Origin of the sequence: Undibacterium sp. Ji42W (genome assembly GCF_049340405.1) — a bacterium.
Taxonomy (GTDB): domain Bacteria; phylum Pseudomonadota; class Gammaproteobacteria; order Burkholderiales; family Burkholderiaceae_D; genus Undibacterium.
Map to the genome: position 1 here is coordinate 249,962 of NZ_JBMPOV010000005.1, position 18,155 is coordinate 268,116.

Consider the following 18,155-nt stretch of genomic DNA (forward strand, 5'->3'; position numbering starts at 1 on the left):
GCTGCAGTTTCTTAGCCCCCCAATTTGTAGTCCCCTGCCTGATAGCTGCCACTGCTATCAGGCGCAACACTGAATTTGCCCATGTCCTCTGCAACCAAGATCAGCAATGCTGGCCTGGCGACCTTACTGGCTGCCCTGGCCATGCTTGGTCCGTTCTCGATTGATACTTATCTTCCAGCTTTCCCCAATATCCAGTCCACCCTGCATGCCAGCCCGCTGGAAGTGCAGCAGACCCTGACAGCCTATATGCTGTCCTTTGCCGTCATGACCTTGTGGCATGGCGCTTTGTCAGATGCTTTTGGGCGGCGCAATGTGATCCTGGTGGCGCTGGCGGTGTTTGCTGTGGCAAGCTTTGGTTGTGCTTCTGTGCATAGCATTCATTACCTGTGGGGTTTCCGTATTTTGCAGGGTGTATCGGCAGGGGCGGGCATGGTGGTTGGCCGTGCCATCATACGTGACCTGTATGCTGGAGCACCAGCAGAGCGCTTGCTGTCGCTGGTGACCATGATTTTCTCTATTGCGCCGGCGATTGCGCCCATATTGGGTGGGTGGATAGTCAATTTCGTCAGCTGGCGGGCGATTTTTCTGTTGTTGTTTGGCTATACCGTGGTTCTGTGGTGGGCTTGTTACAAGCATCTGCCAGAATCCTTGCCCATGGACAAGCGCCAGCCTTTCAGCGCAGAATTTTTATGGGTCAGTTATAAAAAAGTATTCAAGTCACCGCTATTTCATTTAAAGGCTGGCACCATCGCCTTTAATTTTGCTGGTTTGTTCCTGTATGTTTCCGCTGCCCCGGCTTTTATCACCCAGCATTTGCATCTGGGGCCAGATCAGTTTGGCTGGCAATTCGTGCCTTCCGTCGGTGGTATCTTTTTGGGTGCCCTGGCGGCTAATCGCCTGGCGGGCAAAATGACGGTGTGGAAGCAGGTCAGCATAGGCTTTTGCTTTTTGATCGGTGCGTCCCTGTTTAATGTGGTGTTCCATTATTTTTCTCCCCCCATTTTATGGTGGTCAGTCACGCCTCTGTTTTTTTATACCTTTGGCATGTCACTGGTAGCACCAGGTGCGACCTTGCTGGTATTGGATTTGTTTCCTAATATAAGAGGCATCGTTGCTTCATGCCAGTCGGCGACGGTGACCATGTTGGGTGCTGTCATTGCTGGCATCGTGGCACCAGCACTTGACCATTCCGTGCTGACTTTGGCGCTAGGGCAATTTGCCTGTGCTGTCATCGGTGCCACCATGTGGTACACCGGGCGTGCTTACTGGCGTGCCATGACTGCGCAAAAACAGAATGCCTGGGAAACCGTCGAATAAGTATTTACCCTAATTGTGCTAATGAAATATTTCATTTTGTCAATAGTTGAATATTTCATTTATAGTAATGTATAAATAAATTTCAAGTCAGTTACTTGAAATGCAAGTTACTGGCCTTATATAATTGGTGCTTTGCAGCAAAGATGCAAAATCAGGCGTCCTCAGCAGGTTTTCTTGATTTTGTGTACTATTCGTTCCGCATATGCAAATAAGATTTCCATCGTGTTCTTTTTGGCTGAACTTTATTAGAGTGTAGCTTTCTAAACACAATGAATTCATCAAGTTGTCACTTTTCGCAGGTATCGTGCCGCTTGTCATTGGATCTCTTACCGATTCAAGGCTGTAAAACACCTGTAATTCTGTTTTTACCGTGCTTGATATAAATTGGTGAAAACTTAACATTCATTTTTGGATACTAGATAATGAAAAAATCATTCCTCGCACTCGCTCTGATGAGTGCTTTCTCCGGTGCAGCGTTCGCTCAATCTTCCGTAACTATCTACGGTATCGTTGACGCTGGCTTCCAAAGTCTGGATAACGGCACACCTGCTGGCCGTTTCAACAAACTCCAGAGTGGTCAGGAAAACGGTTCCCGTCTGGGCTTCAAAGGTACTGAAGACCTCGGCGGTGGCTTGAAAGCCAACTTCGTTCTGGAAATGGGTCTGAACGTTGATGACGGTAGCTCTGCTCAAGGCCGTACATTTGGCCGTCGTTCCACCGTTGGCCTGTCTGGCGATTTCGGTTCAGTAGATCTGGGCCGCGACAAGACTCCAACTTTCAAATTCTTCGACAACTTTGATCCGTTTGCATCTGGCTTCATCAACAACGGCAATGGTCTGTCCAATCTGTACTTCATCGGCGGTACTGCAACTGTTGCTGGCGCTAACGCCAACTCCGGTGGCCGTGCAAGCAATGCAATCTACTACTACACACCAGGCAACCTGAATGGTTTCTCTGCTGTTGGTCAATATGGTTTCGGCGAAGCCGCTGGCGACAACTCTGCTGGCCGTTCCCTGGGTCTGAACCTGCGTTACAACGCTAATGGCCTGGATGTTGGCTACTCTTTCGTTAAAGATAATGGCCAAGCCGCTGCTAACGGTCCTATCAATGCACGTAAAGGTAACACTCTGGCTGTTGCTTATGATTTCGGCGTAGCTAAACCAGTCTTTATCTATCAAAAAGTGAGCGATGACGCTGTTTTGGCTGTTGATCAAAAGATCTTCTCCCTGGGCGTAACAGTTCCGTTTGATCCAAGCAACAAGATTTTGGCTACTTTCAGCAAAATCAAAGACTCTACTCTGGTTGCAGCTAACTCCGCAGCTACAGTTGGCGATGCTAAGCAATTCGCAATCGGTTACCAGTACACATTCTCCAAGCGTACTGACCTGTACGCTGCTTTCGCAAGCACAACACAAGATGCCAATTCCCAAAAAGTGGGCGCAGCAGTTAAAGGCGCTGACGTAAAAGAATTGACATTCGGTGTACGTCACCAGTTCTAATACGGTTCTTGTCAAGCGGGCTTTGGTCTGCTTGGTCTGAATAGGGAAGAGGCGCTATCTTTTAAGATAGCGCCTCTTTTATTTTAAGCTAAGCAGTAAGCAGCGGCCGTTGTAACTGTGGGCAGGCAAACGCTGACAGCAGCTTTGCGCAAGGTCTGACCGTATATTCCTGTCAGACCCGCCTGGGTTTGTTACAATGACTGAACATATATCGTTTCCGGGCTTCAACATGAAAATCACAAACAAATCTGCAATGCTGCTGATGTCGTTTTTGTTGGCATTCACAGCCGCTCAGTCAGCTTTAGCACAAGCGCCTTCCAAGGCTGACGTGCCACCTCCGCCAAAAATGGAAAAACTGGAAGAAATCCCCGATCCCAAAGGCGTATCGGTGAGCAAGCCAGAACCCAGGACCAAAGTGACAGAAAAACGCGTCATTGGCGGCAAGGGCACTGAGGTACAGGTAAAGTCAGGTAAGAGCAATTACACAGTCAAAACCGATACCGACGTAGGTAATGCCCCTAAAGGTACGGTGCAGGGCGACGCCAACCGCGCAGCCCAATGGACCATACTTGAATTTGGTGGCAAGAAAGAAGTGAAAGAGGGTAATCCTCCTGATGTTCTGCCACCTGCTTCAAAATCTGCTGCTCCTGCCAGCTCTGCCACCGCAAAGTAAGTGCTCACCAGACAATCACCAGCCATGCACTGCAGGCCGGGGTTGCCGCCAAGCATACGCGGTAAATATTCGCAGTAAGCATTCACTCAGTTTTTCATTTTTTTATTGATATGGCAGTTTTTACACCGGTAACTCTGGACGATCTTGGCCCCTGGATGCAGCAATTTCCATTGGGTAAGGCTTTAAGCATCAAAGGCATTGCTTCAGGCATAGAAAATAGTAATTTTTTCATCAATACCGAAGCAGGTGAATTCGTCCTGACGATTTTTGAAAACCTGAGCTTTGAGCAATTGCCGTTTTACCTGAAGCTCATGCGTCATCTGGCAGATCATGGTGTACTGGTGCCTGCACCGATCGCCAACGATCAAGGTGAGTTAGTGGTCGCTCTGCATGGTAAGCCTGCTGCGATTGTCAGCAAGCTTGAAGGCCGCTCGCAAATGGACCCGCAGGCTGTGCACTGTGCTGAGGTTGGTGCCATGCTGGCACGTATGCATCTGACTGGTAAAGATTTCAGCATACAGCAACCTAATCTGCGTTCGCTGGACTGGTGGCATGAAACCACGCCCAAGGTTTTACCTTTCCTATCAGATGAATTGCAGCATTTGTTGCGGGCCGAAGTGCATTTCCAGGACGCTTTCGACAGTACCCCAATTTATCGTGCCTTGCCGCGTGGCCCTGTGCATGCCGATCTGTTTCGCAATAATGTGATGTTTGATGGTGAGCGCCTGACCGGTTTTTTTGATTTTTATTTCGCCGGTTGCGATAACTGGATTTTTGATGTTGCCGTGACGGTCAATGACTGGTGCATTGATGTGGACACTGGCGTGCTGGACGAGGCGCGTGTACTGGCCTTGCTGAACGCCTATCACACCGTGCGCCCTTTTACTCAGGAAGAGGGGATAGCCTGGCAGCCAATGTTGCGCGCGGCCGCACTGCGTTTCTGGCTGTCGCGCCTGTATGATTTTTACCAACCGAGGGATGCAGAAATGCTGACTCCGCACGATCCTACACATTTTGAACGTATCTTGCGCCTGCGCGAATCTGCTAGTGTGCCCGCATTGCCTGTCACTCAATGAAAACAATCGATGCAAGGTCCGGCTGGACCTGGGTGACCCGGGGCTTCGCGTTATTCCGTCAAAGACCCGCAGAGTTGATCAGCCTGTTTTTCATGTGGATGATGCTCGCGCAATTGCTGAAGTTCATTCCTGTTGCCGGGCAATTTCTCAGTTTATTCCTATATCCGGTCTTTTCAGTAGGGCTGATACAAGCCTGCCTGCAAGTTGAAAATGAGCAAAGAATAAAACCCAGTTTGCTGTTCATGGGTTTTAAGTCGCAGAGCAGGGGCGCTTTGCTGGGATCGGGCGTCTTCCGTATATTGGCCTTATTGACAGCAACTTTGCTGTCTGATGCGCTTGCTGATGGAGATATCGCGGCATTTGTAAAAATTATCCAGACTGCTACCGGACCCATAGACGCGATTGCGCTGCAACAAGCCTTTCCCTTTAAAGGAATATTGTTTTTTATCCTGATTTATTTACCATTTGCAATGGCATTTTGGTATAGCGTTCCATTGATGGTATGGCAGCGGATGCCGCTGATGAAATCCATGTTTTATAGTTTTTTTGCCGTACTGCATTCCTGGAAAGCCTTCGTTGTCTATGTGCTCGGCTTGTATGGCGTGATGATATTGGTCAGCCCTGTCATACTCATTTTTGCCGGGATAGACATTTATGTCGCGGCATTCATGTTTGTCGCATTATCATTTCTGATTTTTGTGATCGCTTATTGCTCTTCTTATCCGACTTACACAGATGTTTTTGGCAAGCCGGACCAGGAAACTCAGCCTGCAGCCTGATGTTCTGAGGGTAGGTCGAGGTCTTCAATAATCTCAAAACTATGCGTCATCTCTGCCGTTTTTTCCAGCATGATGGACGCCGAGCAGTATTTTTCATGTGATAGCTTGATGGCACGTTCCACCAGGTGAGGTTTCAACTGGCGGCCACGTACAACGAAGTGGAAATTGATCTTTGTAAATACCTTGGGTTCGGTTTCCGCCCGTTCGGCTGTCAGCTTGACGTCACAACCACGGATATCCTGCTTGCCCTTGCGTAAGATCAGCACCACATCATAGGCCGAGCAGCCACCCGTTCCCAGCAATACCATCTCCATAGGGCGGGGCGCAAGATTACGGCCGCCGCCATCTGGTGCTCCATCCATTAATACCGCATGGCCGGAACCGGTTTCTGCCAGAAAAGACATGCCGGACGACCCTGTCCAGCGTACTGTTGCTTCCATTCCTCACCTCTCAATGAAATTAGAAAATACTGTCCTCAGATTGTAGCCTATTGCTCAAAATCGTGAACTTTTGAGAAAAAAACTGTGAATTACCTTGCACTGCACAATTTCTTATCCTATTATTGACTCATCGGTTAGTTAATAGCAAGTCTGTCAACTAACCCCGCACTTGTCTCCTCCACCTACTTCCTTTGGTGGATTCAACCCGAAGCCAGTCTTCGGGTTTTTTTTGCCCGTATTTCTGCAAAATTTCCACAAGCTCGCTGCAAAGCCTGCACAAAAATTAAACAGTTCTTGCACTAAGTCTTTGAAAATACTATAATTTCCGACTCCCTGATCGCCCAAGGGAGAAGTGATAAGGACGAGTCTGCTGAAATAAATGGCAGAACCACCAAAAACACAGAATATTCAGGGCGTTTTTAACTTTTATTAGGATTCAACATGAAAACCTTTTCCGCTAAGGGCCATGAGGTTCAGCGCGACTGGTTCGTGATTGACGCGACAGATAAAGTACTCGGACGTGTTGCCAGCGAAGTGGCACTCCGTTTACGCGGCAAACATAAACCAGAATTTACACCACACGTAGACACAGGCGATTTTATCGTTGTTGTTAACGCAGGCAAACTGCGCGTGACTGGTACTAAAGCACTGAACAAAACATACTACCGTCACACTGGTTATCCAGGCGGTATTTATGAAACAAATTTCCAGAAAATGCAAGAGCGTTTTCCAGGTCGTGCACTCGAGAAAGCTGTCAAAGGCATGTTGCCTAAAGGCCCACTCGGCTATGCAATGATCAAGAAGCTGAAAGTCTATGCAGATGCAACACATCCGCATGCAGCTCAGCAACCACAAGTACTCGACATCTAAGGATTAGCCATGATCGGTAATTACAACTACGGAACTGGCCGTCGCAAGAGCGCAGTTGCTCGCGTATTCCTGAAATCCGGCAGCGGCAAGATCGTTGTCAACGGCAAACCAGCAAACGAGTATTTCTCTCGTGAAACTGGCCTGATGGTCATCCGTCAACCTCTGGAACTGACTAATAATCTCGAAACATTCGACATTATGGTTAACGTTCACGGCGGCGGCGAATCTGGCCAATCCGGTGCTGTTCGTCACGGTATCACTCGTGCCCTGATCGACTACGATGCAGCTTTGAAACCTGAATTGTCAAAAGCTGGCTTTGTTACTCGTGATGCTCGCGAAGTTGAACGTAAAAAAGTTGGTCTGCGCAAAGCACGTCGCGCAAAACAATTCTCCAAGCGTTAATTTTTATCGCCGTACGGAATTGCTACAAAAAAGCCGCCTGCAAGGGCGGCTTTTTTGCTTTGGAGCATGTAACGAGTTTTTTCAGTCGCAGCGGCATGGACTCTTATGCTGCTAGAATAGCGTCAAAATTTCTTGCAAGGGAAGCATATGATCAAAATTGGCATCGTAGGTGGCACTGGGTATACCGGGGTAGAATTATTGCGCATATTAGCCACCCATCCTGAGGCGCACATCACGGCGATCACTTCCCGTAAGGAAGATGGCTTGCCGGTTTCTGACATGTATCCTTCCTTGCGTGGCCGCGTCGATATCGCTTTTTCTGCGCCCGACAAAGCCAACCTCAAAGAATGCGACGTTGTCTTCTTTGCGACCCCGCATGGCGTCGCCATGGCACAGGCACCTGAACTGCTGGCCGCTGGCGTCAAGGTCATCGACCTGGCAGCCGACTTCCGCATGAAGAATGTGGCTGAATTTGAAAAATGGTATGGCATCCCGCATACCTGTACCGATGTGCTGGATGAAGCCGTATACGGCCTGCCAGAGCTGAACCGTGCCGCCATCAAGACGGCCAGAGTAGTTGGCAACCCAGGTTGCTACCCCACGACCATGCAGCTCGGGTTTGCACCTTTGCTGCAGGCAGGCATCATTGACGCAGGCAATCTGATCGCTGATTGCAAATCCGGCGTATCCGGCGCTGGCCGCAAGGCCGAGCTGGGCCTCTTGTTCTCTGAGACCAGTGACAGCTTCAAAGCCTATGCTGTATCAGGCCACAGGCATACTCCAGAGACGGTAGAGCAATTACAGCGCATCAGCAAAGACCCGATCGGCCTGCTGTTCACGCCGCACCTGGTACCGATGATACGTGGCATGCATTCCACACTCTATGCACGCCTGAATACAGAAATCAGCAACGAAGACTTGCAAGCCCTGTTTGAAAACGTCTATAAGAACGAGGTTTTTGTTGATGTAATGCCATTCGGCTCACATCCAGAAACGCGTTCCACCCGCGCATCGAACATGTTGCGTCTGGCTTTGCACAGGCCAAACAATGGCAATACGGTCATTATTCTGGTGGTGCAGGACAATCTGGTCAAGGGGGCATCCGGTCAGGCAGTGCAGTGTATGAATCTGATGTTTGGCCTGGAAGAAACGACCGGGTTGATGCACGTACCAGTGCTGCCGTAATCGCGCGGTCATGGCAAAGTCACGTCTGACTCCCAAGCGCTTCCTAGCGCCAAAAATGACGATTACGCATGAAAAGCCCTGGTCATCCAAAGTGGCCATTGCTGGCGTGGTCGTTGCCATTGCTGCTGGTGTCGCCTGGTGGACGTATGATCTGGGCAAGAGTTTTGCGTTTGGCTCCAGGATCAGTACGGAGCAGGTAGAAGAACTCAAAGAAAAAATCAAGGAACTGACTGCCGAGCGTGACAAATTGTCACTGGCAGCCAATACCATAGAGAGCACCGTCAACATCGACAAGTCCACCCAAAAGCAGTTGACCGACCAGGTCAAGGCCTTGACGACAGAAAACCTCAAGCTCAAGGATGATCTGGCCTTTTTTGAAAGCCTGACGCCCTCGGCAGTCGGTGCTGAAGGCATCTCGCTACAGAATTTCAAGGTGGAAATACTCAGCCCAGGCCAGTTGCGCTATAGGGCGCTGGTCATGCAAGGTGGTAAAAGTGGGCGTGATTTCACTGGGGAAATGCAATTCAGCCTGAACTTGGTACAAGCGGGTAAACCTGCTACGATGCTGTTTCCCGATCCTAAATCGGGCGATGCTGGCAAGTTGAAGTTGTCATTCCGGCATTATCAGAGACTGGAGGGTATCATTACCTTGCCAGAAGGAGCTACGGTCAAAGGTGTGCAGGCCAAGGTATTATCGAATGGTCAGATCCGGGCTCAGCAACTGGTTAATTTATAGCGGACAATTTAAAAACGATTGATTAAAAGCGGTCAATTCATAAACCACGCAAAGAATAGCTGCGCTTGCTAAAATAGCATTTCTGATATGCTGCGGCTTCTGGCTTATTTCCTCAAGAAGGAACACCAATGTTTAATCGAAAAACCAAAAACACCATAGACAGCCTGATCGGTGCAACCACCGTCATCCAGGGCGATTTGCATTTTAAAGGCGGTTTGCGCATTGATGGCCATATCCGCGGCAATGTGGTTGCTGATCTTGAAGCATCCAGCATGCTGGTAATCTCTGAACAGGCAAAAATTGATGGTGAAGTCCGCGCCGCTCATATTGTCGTCAATGGCGTCATCAATGGCCCGGTATTTTCGTCAGAATTGCTTGAATTACAGCCAAAAGCACAAATATCTGGTGATGTGCATTACAAAACACTGGAAATGCTGAGCGGTGCTGTCGTTTCTGGCAAGCTCAGCCATGACCAGGCACAAGAACCTGTTTTGAAACTCGCAGCGAACAATGCATAGATTTCTGTGCGGGTCTATAATGATGGTAAATAGTCTGAAGGAGTAATTATGAATGCTGTTGCCGAAATGCCCGCACCCATTGTTTTCACTGAAAGCGCCGCTGCCAAAGTAGCCCAGTTGATTGAAGAAGAGGGTAATCCTGACCTGAAACTGCGCGTCTTCGTACAAGGCGGTGGTTGCTCTGGTTTCCAGTATGGTTTCACATTTGATGAAATCACCAATGAAGATGATACGACCATGACCAAGAATGGCGTCCATTTGCTGATTGATTCCATGAGCTACCAGTATCTGGTTGGTGCAGAAATCGATTACAAAGACGACCTCGAAGGCGCACAGTTCGTCATCAAGAACCCGAATGCAACAACCACTTGTGGTTGCGGTTCTTCATTCTCGGCATAATCGTCGTTGATTTGCCTGAAAAAGGACGCTTAGGCGTCCTTTTATTTTTTTGCGTGACCGATTGCAGCTAAAGCAGAACTAATTGTTACAGTTTACAAAGTCTTGATAAATTGCTTATCGAATGATTTCATGTAAGATTTCGCCCTCTGGCATTTTAATCAATTTAGCAAGGTGGTTCGACATGAAAAATAAACTGGCATTGGTCCTGGTATCCATCTCACTCACGATGACGATGGCCGCACATGCAGGCGAAGGCGAGTTGAGCAAATCAGAACGCCGCCAGTACAATGCCATGCTCAAGGCGATTGATGGTAATGACGCCGCCGCAGTAGAAAAGCTCATCAAGGACAAGATCAAGCTGGACTTGCAAGAGGACAGCCGTGCCGCCCCCACCTTCATGACGCAAGCAGCATTGAAAGGTAACAATGACATCATCCTGACCTTGCTCAAAGCTGGCGCCAGCATAGAGTCCACCAATGGCGATGGACATACCCCTTTATTTTGCGCCGTGATGTCAGATAAGTTGGAAACAGTCCAGCTTTTGATCAGCAAAAAAGCCGATGTGAATGCCACTGCACCTAATGGTGATACGCCTTTGTCATGGGCTAAGGGTGTTGCCAAGCCGAACAAGAAAATGATAGATGTTCTGGTCAAGGCTGGCGCTAAATAAATAATTTTCTTGCCGACAGGGCTGGTCATTTTTCGCTCTGTAAAGCAGCCTGCCTTGGCAGGTATGTTGCATGCAGCACTTCTGTAAGAAGTAATGAAAAGTATTTGCGGCAATTTCTGAGAACAATTCATCACAAGACATGGAAAGCTGATTACACTCCTTGAATCAACAGGAGCCAGCATGGAAGCATCACTCGCCATATCTTCACGCCAGCAAGACCTTGTGCGCGCACTGCGCCAGCAATTGCCTGCGCATTGCATTTTGTATGATGAAGAAGATACCCGTCCTTATGAATGCGACGGTCTGGCTGCCTACCGCCAGTTGCCCATGGTGGTGACACTGCCTGAAAATGAAAGCCAGGTCATCAGCATCATCAATATCTGCCGCGAAAAGCAGGTCGCCATCGTGCCGCGTGGCGCTGGCACCGGTTTGTCTGGCGGTGCCATGCCAATCGCGGATGGCCTGGTACTATCGACAGCCAAACTCAATAGGATCATTAAGGTAGATGCTTATGCCCGCACTGCCGTGGTACAGCCAGGCGTGCGTAACCTGGCGATCTCTGAAGCAGTGGCCGCCCATGGCTTGTACTATGCCCCTGACCCGTCTTCCCAAATCGCCTGCACCATAGGTGGTAACGTGGCAGAAAATTCTGGTGGTGTGCATTGCCTCAAATATGGCCTTACCGTACACAATGTCATGGCCGTGCGCGCCATCACCATGGAAGGTGAAGTCATCGAGTTGGGTGGCGGTGCGCTGGATGCGCCTGGCCTGGATTTGCTGGCGGTGTTCATCGGTTCTGAAGGCATGCTCGGTGTCGTCACTGAAGTGACTGTCAAACTGATACCCAAGCCGCAAACAGCACGCGTCATCATGGCGTCGTTTGATAATGTCGTCAAAGGCGGTAATGCAGTGGCGAGTGTCATTGCGGCAGGTATCATCCCCGCGGGGCTGGAGATGATGGACAAGACATCTTCACGCATGGTCGAGCCCTTTGTACAGGCAGGGTATGACACCGATGCCGAGGCCATTTTGCTCTGTGAATCAGACGGTACCATAGAAGAAGTTGAAGAAGAAATTGCCCGCATGAGCGCCGTACTGGAGCAGGCTGGTGCCACCGCACTGGCAGTATCCAGTACCGAAGCAGAGCGCTTACGTTTCTGGTCTGGCCGCAAGAATGCCTTTCCTGCTGCTGGCCGTATTTCTCCTGATTACTACTGCATGGATGGCACGATACCGCGCAAACATCTGGCACAAGTCCTGATCGGCATCACCGCCATGGAAGAAAAATATGGCCTGCGTTGCGCCAATGTTTTTCATGCTGGGGATGGCAATTTACATCCGCTGATTTTATTTGATGCGAATAAAGAGGGTGAGTTTCACCGGGCCGAGGAATTTGGTGCCGAGATACTGGAGCTATGCGTCAAGGTCGGTGGCACGATTACTGGTGAACACGGTGTGGGCATAGAAAAAATCAATTCCATGTGCGTGCAGTTTTCCAGTGAAGAGATTACTGCCTTCCTGGCCTTGAAGCGGGCTTTTGATCCTGACGCCTTGCTGAATCCGGATAAAGCCATACCTACTTTGCATCGCTGTGCTGAATACGGCCGCATGCATGTGAAAAGAGGTGTAGTGAAATTCCCTGATTTGCCGCGTTTTTAAAGACGGCGACTAGACTTAATTGGACGATGGCATGCAAACGACGCTAGACAATTTTCGTGATCGCATATTGGCCGCAAGCGCCGGTGGCACAGCACTGCAGATACAGGGCGGCGGCAGCAAGCACTGGTATGGGCAGGAAGTGCTGGGTGATGTGCTGGATACCCGCGCCTACAGCGGCATCCTGGCGTATGACCCGACTGAACTGGTGCTGACCGCACGTAGCGGTACTCCGTTGACAGAAATAGAAACTGCCCTGGCAGCACAAAACCAGATGCTGGCATTTGAGCCGCCGCATTTTGGCGCTACCGCGACCATAGGCGGTGTCGTGGCAGCTGGCATGTCTGGCCCGCGGCGGCCTGCCGTTGGTGCCGTGCGTGATTTTGTGCTGGGTGTCAGCCTCATGAATGGGCAGGGGCAAATACTGGAATTTGGTGGACAGGTCATGAAGAATGTCGCTGGCTATGATGTCTCGCGCTTGCTCACTGGTTCCATGGGATGCCTGGGTTTGCTGCTGGATATTTCCGTCAAGGTGTTACCACGTCCCTTTGCAGAAACCACCTTGGTGTTCGCCCTGTCAGAAGCAGATGCGCTGACGCGTTTAAATCAATGGGCAGGCCAGGCCTTGCCTGTCTCAGCCAGTTGCTGGCATGTAGGTCGTTTGATGTTGCGCTTGTCTGGCGCAGAGGCCGCAGTGCGTGCCGCCAAGGCCAGGCTAGGTGGTGAAGAAATGCAGGATGCCAGCGCTTTCTGGACAGCCCTGCGTGAACAGACCCTGGATTTTTTCCAGCAGGAAGAAGAGCATGGTCTATGGCGCTTGTCGCTACCATCCACCAGCCCGCCCTTGAAGCTGACTGGCAAAACCATGATCGAATGGGGTGGGGCGCAGCGCTGGCTCTACAGCACAGAAAAACCAGAACTGATACGTCTGACTGCACTGGCCGCTGGTGGCCATGCGACTTTATTCCGTGGTGGCGACAAGAGCATAGGCGTGTTCGCCCCCTTGTCTGCACCAGTAGAAAAAATACATAGACGCCTGAAAAATACTTTTGACCCTGCCGGTATATTTAACCCCGGTCGCATGTACAAAGGCTGGTAAAAACAATGCAAACCAATCTCGCTGATTTCATCAAAGATACACGCGAAGGCAAAGAGGCTGAAGATATCTTGCGCAAGTGCGTACATTGCGGATTTTGTACAGCCACTTGCCCGACTTATCAATTACTCGGTGATGAACTTGATGGCCCGCGTGGCCGCATCTACCTCATCAAACAGGTACTGGAAGGCAAGCCCGCTACGGTTAAAACCCAGCAACATCTGGACCGCTGCCTGACTTGCCGCAATTGTGAAACCACTTGCCCATCCGGCGTGGAATATGGCCGCCTGGTGGATATAGGCCGTCAGGTGGTGGAAAAACAGGTTGACCGCCCGCTGTTCCAAAAACTCAACCGCGCTGCTCTCAAAGCCGTGCTGCCGCGCAAATGGATATTCAATCCAGCGATGAAGCTGGGACAAAGCCTGCGCGCAGTCTTGCCTAAGGCCTTGCAAAATAAAGTGCCTGTCGCGCATGATGCAGGGCAATGGCCGCAAACTGAGCACGCCCGCAAGATGCTCTTGCTGGATGGTTGCGTACAGCCCGCCATGTCACCGAATATCAATGCTGCCACCGCCAGGGTGCTCGATGCCATGGGTGTGCAATTACAGATCGCCCCCAAGGCTGGTTGCTGCGGTGCCATACGTTATCACTTGAATGATCACGAAGATGGCCTCAATGATATGCGCCAGAATATTGATGCCTGGTGGCCCTATGTAGAAGCTGGGGCAGAAGCCATCGTCATGACCGCCTCCGGTTGCGGCGCCACGGTTAAAGAATACGGACATTTGCTGGCACATGATGAAGCTTATGCAGGCAAGGCTGGAAAAATATCCATGCTGACCCGTGACCTGAGTGAAATCCTGCCAGAGTTTGAAACGCAACTGGTACAGCGTCTGCAAGGAAAACTTAGCAAACCCGGCAAGCGCATTGCGTGGCATCCACCATGCACCCTGCAACATGGCCAGCAAATACGAGGCAAGGTCGAAGACCTGTTGACGGCGATTGGCGTGGATGTGAAGCTGTGTGCCGACAGCCATTTGTGCTGCGGCTCAGCCGGTACTTACTCCGTATTGCAACCGAAACTTTCCTATCAGTTGCGCGATAACAAATTACGCAATCTGGAGGCGACAGATGCGGAGATGATCTTGTCCGCAAATATAGGTTGCCTGACGCATTTGCAGTCGGGGACAGACATCCCTGTCAGGCATTGGGTAGAGCTGATTGATCAGTTGATGCAGACAGCTTCTATTGAAGCTGAAACTACATAAAAGTATTCTAAGCATCGAGATAAAAAAGAGCAATCATTCGATTGCTCTTTTTGTTTATTCCGCCAGCAGCTTCTCTATATCATCCAGCAAGTCCTTCGGCGCAGTCTGCGGCGCATAGCGTTTGAAGACTGTTCCGTCTTTCTTGATCAGGAACTTGGTGAAATTCCATTTGATCGACTGGCTGCCCAACAAGCCAGGGGCCTGGCTTTTCAGGTGCTGGAACAAGGGATGAGCCTTATCGCCATTGACATCTATCTTGTCGAACAAGGGAAAAGTCACACCATAATTCTTTTCGCAGAAAGAGCCAATTTCACCGGCAGAACCCGGTTCCTGATGACCAAACTGGTTGCAGGGGAAGCCCAGTACTTCCACACCCTTGTCCTTGAATTGCTGATATAGCGCTTCCAGCCCCTTGTACTGCGGTGTGAAGCCGCAATTGCTGGCGGTATTCACGATCAGCAATACCTTGCCTGCATATTGTTGCAGATCGACTGGCGTGCCTTGCAGGCTGTTGGCTTGAAAGTCTAGCGTACTCATACGATGCCCAGATGTTTGGTGCCTGCACTCAGGTCACGGTCTTTGGCGTCTTTGCCCCTCAGCATGATGGCCAGGCGCAGTTCATTGACAGAGTCGGCATTGCGCAGCGCGTCTTCATACGTGATCTGGTCTGCTTCATGCAAATCAAACAAAGACTGATCGAAGGTTTGCATGCCCAGTTCGCGGGATTTCTTCATGATCTCTTTGATTTCATGTACCGCACCTTTAAAGATCAGGTCAGACACCAGTGGTGTATTGAGCATGATTTCTACCGCTGCAGCACGGCCCTTGCGCCCCTTCAGTGGCACCAGGCGCTGTGAAATCACTGCCTTCAGGTTCAGTGATAAATCCATCAGCAATTGCTGGCGACGTTCTTCCGGGAAGAAGTTGATGATGCGGTCAAGCGCCTGGTTTGAGCTATTGGCATGCAGGGTGGCCAGGCAAAGGTGACCGGTTTCTGCAAAGGCAACAGCAAAGTCCATGGTTTCGCGGTCGCGGATCTCACCAATCTGGATAACATCCGGTGCCTGACGCAGGGAGTTTTTCAGCGCAGCACCCCAGTCTTCAGTATCAATACCGATTTCACGCTGGGTGATGATGCAATTCATGTGCGGATGCACATATTCTATCGGGTCTTCGATCGTGATAATGTGGCCATAGCTGTTCGCGTTTCTATAGCCCAGCATGGCTGCCAGCGAGGTCGATTTACCTGAACCGGTAGCGCCCACCATGATGACCAGGCCACGCTTGGTCATCGCGATTTCTTTGAGATTTTCTGGCAAGCCCAGGTCTTCCAGTTTGGGAATGGCCGTGGTGATCGTCCGCAGCACCAGGCCAACGCGGCCCTGTTGCATAAAGGCCGAGACGCGGAAACGCCCCAGACCTGCCGGGCTGATCGCGAAATTACATTCCTTGGTCGCTTCAAATTCTGAAGACTGCTTGTCGTTCATGATAGAACGGGCCAGATCAACAGTATGTGCAGGTGACAGCGGTTGGTTTGAGACTGGCGTTACCCGCCCATCTATCTTGAAGGCCGGTGGAAAGTCCGCAGTAATAAACAAGTCTGAACCGTTCTTGCTGAGCATGAGTCTCAGCAAATCATTCATGAATTTGGTAGCCTGATCGCGTTCCATTTTTTATCCTTTGATCAATTAGCCTGGGAAGTTGTCTGGTGTTTTGGCCGCACTACGTGCAGTCGCTACCGAGATGACATTGCGGCGCACCAGATCGGTCAGATTTTGATCCAGTGTCTGCATACCCAGGTTACTACCGGTTTGTATCGACGAATACATCTGCGCGATCTTGGCTTCGCGGATAAGGTTACGTATCGCTGGTGTACCCAGCATGATTTCATGCGCCGCCACACGGCCAGAACCATCCTTGGTTTTCAGCAGGGTTTGCGAGATAACCGCTTGCAGCGATTCTGACAACATCGAACGCACCATTTCTTTTTCTTCCGCCGGGAAAACGTCGACAATACGGTCAATGGTCTTGGCAGCAGATGAAGTATGCAGTGTACCAAACACCAAGTGACCGGTTTCAGCAGCAGTCAGTGCCAGGCGTATGGTCTCCAGATCACGCAATTCACCAACCAGGATAGCATCGGGATCTTCACGCAGTGCAGAACGCAAGGCGGCATTGAATGACATTGTATGCGGGCCGACTTCACGCTGGTTGATCAGGCATTTCTTGGATTCATGCACGAATTCGATAGGATCTTCGACCGTCAGGATGTGACCATATTCATTTTCATTGAGGTGGTTCACCATCGCCGCCAGTGTGGTTGATTTACCAGAACCGGTAGGGCCGGTCACCAGTACCAGACCACGAGGTTTCATGGCCAGTTCCGCGAAAATCTTGGGTGTGTTCAACTGTTCCAGCGACAAAATCTTGGATGGAATGGTACGCATAACCGCTGCTGCACCGCGTTCCTGGTTGAACGCATTCACACGAAAACGTGCCAGGCCCGGAATGGAGAAGGAAAAATCGCACTCCAGCGATTCTTCATAGATTTTGCGCTGCGAGTCGTTCATGATGTCATAGATCAACTCATGGACATCTTTATGCTCCAGTGGAGGCAAATTAATGCGCCTGACGTCACCATGTACCCGTATCATGGGCGGCAAGCCGGAGGATAAGTGTAAGTCGGAGGCATTGTTCTTGACGGAGAACGCCAGCAGTTCTGAAATGTCCATTTATAATTCCGGTAATGAAATCGTTGCTGATTGTGGTTAAGCTGCTTTAAAGCAAGATATCGCAATATTAAGCTGTGGATGGGAGTTTTACCAGAAGTCCACAACGAATTAGATAGATTTTTGGTTACTGATTATGTCCTCAATTTCTGACAACTTGCAAGCCGTAAGTGCTGATATTCGCGCTGCTGCGCTTGCCAGCGGGCGCGATCCGCAACAACTTCACCTGTTGGCTGTGTCCAAGACCTTTCCGGCTGATGCTGTCATAGACGCCGCAGAGGCTGGCCAGCATTGTTTTGGTGAGAATTACCTTCAAGAAGCTTTAGAGAAAATGCAGGAAGTACAGGCGAAAAAGCCGCAACTTCAGCTCGAATGGCATTTTATCGGCCCCATACAAAGCAATAAGACCCGCCCCATTGCAGAGCATTTTGCCTGGGTGCATTCAGTCGACAGGGAAAAAATCGCCCAGCGTCTGTCGGAACAAAGACCGGCAGGCATGCCAGCCCTCAATATTTGTCTGCAAGTTAATATTAGCGGCGAGGCAAGCAAGAGCGGTGTCTTGCCTGAAGAAGCTGTGGCACTGGCGCAAAAAATTGCCGTGTTGCCGGGTTTGCAATTACGTGGCCTGATGGCCGTGCCAGAAGCCAGTGACGATGAGCATGTACAAAGGCAGGCGTTTCGTCAGTTGAAGCAGTTGAGCGATAGCATGCAAGCCGCAGGCATTGCCCTGGACACCCTGTCCATGGGCATGAGTAGCGACATGCAAGCAGCAATCGCAGAAGGCAGCACGATGCTGAGGATAGGAACAGCTATTTTTGGAAACCGGAACTATGCAAAATAAG

20 protein-coding genes are annotated in these 18,155 nt (G+C 50.3%); 16 read left to right on the forward strand and 4 right to left on the reverse strand.

All coding sequences use genetic code 11. From position 1 onward, the window contains the following. Window positions 1-81: 81 nt before the first annotated feature. The 5 genes from ACO0LG_RS13090 to ACO0LG_RS13110 all read left to right on the forward strand — a co-directional run bounded on the left by ACO0LG_RS13090 (window position 82) and on the right by ACO0LG_RS13110 (window position 5,344). Window positions 82-1,317 (forward strand): multidrug effflux MFS transporter, encoded by a 1,236-nt coding sequence (locus ACO0LG_RS13090; protein ID WP_423026958.1) that lies wholly within the window; start codon window positions 82-84, stop codon window positions 1,315-1,317. Window positions 1,318-1,739: 422 nt separating this feature from the next. After that, on the forward strand, window positions 1,740-2,816 hold the full coding sequence (locus tag ACO0LG_RS13095; RefSeq protein WP_423026960.1) for a porin: 1,077 nt from the start codon (window positions 1,740-1,742) through the stop codon (window positions 2,814-2,816). Window positions 2,817-3,045: 229 nt separating this feature from the next. Then, window positions 3,046-3,489 (forward strand): hypothetical protein, encoded by a 444-nt coding sequence (locus ACO0LG_RS13100; protein WP_423026962.1) that lies wholly within the window; start codon window positions 3,046-3,048, stop codon window positions 3,487-3,489. 110 nt (window positions 3,490-3,599) lie between these two features. Further along, window positions 3,600-4,565, forward strand: a complete 966-nt coding sequence (locus ACO0LG_RS13105; RefSeq protein WP_423026964.1) for a homoserine kinase — start codon at window positions 3,600-3,602, stop codon at window positions 4,563-4,565. Beyond that, window positions 4,562-5,344 (forward strand): BPSS1780 family membrane protein, encoded by a 783-nt coding sequence (locus tag ACO0LG_RS13110; protein ID WP_423026966.1) that lies wholly within the window; start codon window positions 4,562-4,564, stop codon window positions 5,342-5,344. Before ACO0LG_RS13105 ends, ACO0LG_RS13110 begins: the two co-directional genes overlap by 4 nt. Here the strand turns inward: ACO0LG_RS13110 and ACO0LG_RS13115 are convergent. After that, window positions 5,329-5,784 carry an OsmC family protein gene (locus tag ACO0LG_RS13115; RefSeq protein WP_423026968.1) on the reverse strand — a complete coding sequence of 152 codons (456 nt, stop codon included), beginning with the start codon at window positions 5,782-5,784 and terminating at the stop codon, window positions 5,329-5,331. The two genes, ACO0LG_RS13110 and ACO0LG_RS13115, sit on opposite strands and share 16 nt — an antisense overlap. 441 nt (window positions 5,785-6,225) lie before the next feature. Here ACO0LG_RS13115 and rplM point away from each other — a divergent pair, with 441 nt between their 5' ends. The 10 genes from rplM (at window position 6,226) to glcF (ending at window position 14,584) form a co-directional block, all read left to right on the forward strand. Then, window positions 6,226-6,654, forward strand: coding sequence for a 50S ribosomal protein L13 (gene rplM, locus ACO0LG_RS13120; RefSeq protein ID WP_110255178.1), 429 nt, complete (start codon window positions 6,226-6,228; stop codon window positions 6,652-6,654). Window positions 6,655-6,663: 9 nt separating this feature from the next. Beyond that, window positions 6,664-7,056 carry a 30S ribosomal protein S9 gene (rpsI, locus tag ACO0LG_RS13125; RefSeq protein ID WP_110255177.1) on the forward strand — a complete coding sequence of 131 codons (393 nt, stop codon included), beginning with the start codon at window positions 6,664-6,666 and terminating at the stop codon, window positions 7,054-7,056. A gap of 147 nt (window positions 7,057-7,203) precedes the next feature. Then, the gene (gene argC, locus ACO0LG_RS13130; RefSeq protein ID WP_423026970.1) at window positions 7,204-8,241 is read left to right on the forward strand and encodes an N-acetyl-gamma-glutamyl-phosphate reductase; all 1,038 of its coding nucleotides are present in this window, start codon (window positions 7,204-7,206) and stop codon (window positions 8,239-8,241) included. A gap of 10 nt (window positions 8,242-8,251) precedes the next feature. After that, window positions 8,252-8,977, forward strand: coding sequence for a DUF6776 family protein (locus ACO0LG_RS13135; RefSeq protein ID WP_423026972.1), 726 nt, complete (start codon window positions 8,252-8,254; stop codon window positions 8,975-8,977). Between the two features lie 128 nt (window positions 8,978-9,105). Continuing rightward, on the forward strand, window positions 9,106-9,495 hold the full coding sequence (locus tag ACO0LG_RS13140) for a bactofilin family protein (RefSeq protein WP_422949483.1): 390 nt from the start codon (window positions 9,106-9,108) through the stop codon (window positions 9,493-9,495). 48 nt (window positions 9,496-9,543) lie between these two features. Next, the gene (gene erpA, locus ACO0LG_RS13145; protein WP_110255173.1) at window positions 9,544-9,894 is read left to right on the forward strand and encodes an iron-sulfur cluster insertion protein ErpA; all 351 of its coding nucleotides are present in this window, start codon (window positions 9,544-9,546) and stop codon (window positions 9,892-9,894) included. Window positions 9,895-10,075: 181 nt separating this feature from the next. Beyond that, window positions 10,076-10,564: an ankyrin repeat domain-containing protein gene (locus ACO0LG_RS13150; RefSeq protein ID WP_423026974.1), complete on the forward strand. Its 489-nt coding sequence runs from the start codon at window positions 10,076-10,078 to the stop codon at window positions 10,562-10,564. Window positions 10,565-10,744: 180 nt separating this feature from the next. Then, window positions 10,745-12,223, forward strand: a complete 1,479-nt coding sequence (locus ACO0LG_RS13155; protein ID WP_423026976.1) for an FAD-linked oxidase C-terminal domain-containing protein — start codon at window positions 10,745-10,747, stop codon at window positions 12,221-12,223. A gap of 31 nt (window positions 12,224-12,254) precedes the next feature. Next, window positions 12,255-13,319, forward strand: a complete 1,065-nt coding sequence (glcE, locus tag ACO0LG_RS13160; protein ID WP_423026978.1) for a glycolate oxidase subunit GlcE — start codon at window positions 12,255-12,257, stop codon at window positions 13,317-13,319. 5 nt (window positions 13,320-13,324) lie between these two features. Continuing rightward, the gene (gene glcF, locus ACO0LG_RS13165) at window positions 13,325-14,584 is read left to right on the forward strand and encodes a glycolate oxidase subunit GlcF (RefSeq protein ID WP_423026980.1); all 1,260 of its coding nucleotides are present in this window, start codon (window positions 13,325-13,327) and stop codon (window positions 14,582-14,584) included. 54 nt (window positions 14,585-14,638) lie between these two features. Here the strand turns inward: glcF and ACO0LG_RS13170 are convergent, their stop codons facing one another. The 3 genes from ACO0LG_RS13170 to ACO0LG_RS13180 are packed head-to-tail and all read right to left on the reverse strand — an operon-like array spanning window position 14,639 to window position 17,316. Then, a complete protein-coding gene (locus ACO0LG_RS13170) occupies window positions 14,639-15,121 on the reverse strand; it encodes a glutathione peroxidase (RefSeq protein ID WP_423026982.1) in 483 nt (160 codons plus the stop codon). Then, window positions 15,118-16,254, reverse strand: coding sequence for a PilT/PilU family type 4a pilus ATPase (locus tag ACO0LG_RS13175; protein ID WP_423026984.1), 1,137 nt, complete (start codon window positions 16,252-16,254; stop codon window positions 15,118-15,120). The genes ACO0LG_RS13170 and ACO0LG_RS13175 overlap by 4 nt, the downstream gene beginning before the upstream one ends. Window positions 16,255-16,272: 18 nt before the next feature. Then, window positions 16,273-17,316, reverse strand: a complete 1,044-nt coding sequence (locus tag ACO0LG_RS13180) for a type IV pilus twitching motility protein PilT (RefSeq protein WP_423026986.1) — start codon at window positions 17,314-17,316, stop codon at window positions 16,273-16,275. 133 nt (window positions 17,317-17,449) lie between these two features. Between ACO0LG_RS13180 and ACO0LG_RS13185 the strand changes: the two genes are divergently transcribed. Next, window positions 17,450-18,154 (forward strand): YggS family pyridoxal phosphate-dependent enzyme, encoded by a 705-nt coding sequence (locus tag ACO0LG_RS13185; protein WP_423026988.1) that lies wholly within the window; start codon window positions 17,450-17,452, stop codon window positions 18,152-18,154. The last annotated feature ends 1 nt before the right edge of the window (window position 18,155 follow it).

Coding starts and splice junctions, on each gene's coding strand:
- ACO0LG_RS13090 (WP_423026958.1), top strand. CDS start 82: ATGTCCTCTGCAACCAAGATCAGCAATGCTGGCCTGGCGACCTTACTG.
- ACO0LG_RS13095 (WP_423026960.1), top strand. CDS start 1,740: ATGAAAAAATCATTCCTCGCACTCGCTCTGATGAGTGCTTTCTCCGGT.
- ACO0LG_RS13100 (WP_423026962.1), top strand. CDS start 3,046: ATGAAAATCACAAACAAATCTGCAATGCTGCTGATGTCGTTTTTGTTG.
- ACO0LG_RS13105 (WP_423026964.1), top strand. CDS start 3,600: ATGGCAGTTTTTACACCGGTAACTCTGGACGATCTTGGCCCCTGGATG.
- ACO0LG_RS13110 (WP_423026966.1), top strand. CDS start 4,562: ATGAAAACAATCGATGCAAGGTCCGGCTGGACCTGGGTGACCCGGGGC.
- ACO0LG_RS13115 (WP_423026968.1), bottom strand. CDS start 5,784: ATGGAAGCAACAGTACGCTGGACAGGGTCGTCCGGCATGTCTTTTCTG.
- rplM (WP_110255178.1), top strand. CDS start 6,226: ATGAAAACCTTTTCCGCTAAGGGCCATGAGGTTCAGCGCGACTGGTTC.
- rpsI (WP_110255177.1), top strand. CDS start 6,664: ATGATCGGTAATTACAACTACGGAACTGGCCGTCGCAAGAGCGCAGTT.
- argC (WP_423026970.1), top strand. CDS start 7,204: ATGATCAAAATTGGCATCGTAGGTGGCACTGGGTATACCGGGGTAGAA.
- ACO0LG_RS13135 (WP_423026972.1), top strand. CDS start 8,252: ATGGCAAAGTCACGTCTGACTCCCAAGCGCTTCCTAGCGCCAAAAATG.
- ACO0LG_RS13140 (WP_422949483.1), top strand. CDS start 9,106: ATGTTTAATCGAAAAACCAAAAACACCATAGACAGCCTGATCGGTGCA.
- erpA (WP_110255173.1), top strand. CDS start 9,544: ATGAATGCTGTTGCCGAAATGCCCGCACCCATTGTTTTCACTGAAAGC.
- ACO0LG_RS13150 (WP_423026974.1), top strand. CDS start 10,076: ATGAAAAATAAACTGGCATTGGTCCTGGTATCCATCTCACTCACGATG.
- ACO0LG_RS13155 (WP_423026976.1), top strand. CDS start 10,745: ATGGAAGCATCACTCGCCATATCTTCACGCCAGCAAGACCTTGTGCGC.
- glcE (WP_423026978.1), top strand. CDS start 12,255: ATGCAAACGACGCTAGACAATTTTCGTGATCGCATATTGGCCGCAAGC.
- glcF (WP_423026980.1), top strand. CDS start 13,325: ATGCAAACCAATCTCGCTGATTTCATCAAAGATACACGCGAAGGCAAA.
- ACO0LG_RS13170 (WP_423026982.1), bottom strand. CDS start 15,121: ATGAGTACGCTAGACTTTCAAGCCAACAGCCTGCAAGGCACGCCAGTC.
- ACO0LG_RS13175 (WP_423026984.1), bottom strand. CDS start 16,254: ATGGAACGCGATCAGGCTACCAAATTCATGAATGATTTGCTGAGACTC.
- ACO0LG_RS13180 (WP_423026986.1), bottom strand. CDS start 17,316: ATGGACATTTCAGAACTGCTGGCGTTCTCCGTCAAGAACAATGCCTCC.
- ACO0LG_RS13185 (WP_423026988.1), top strand. CDS start 17,450: ATGTCCTCAATTTCTGACAACTTGCAAGCCGTAAGTGCTGATATTCGC.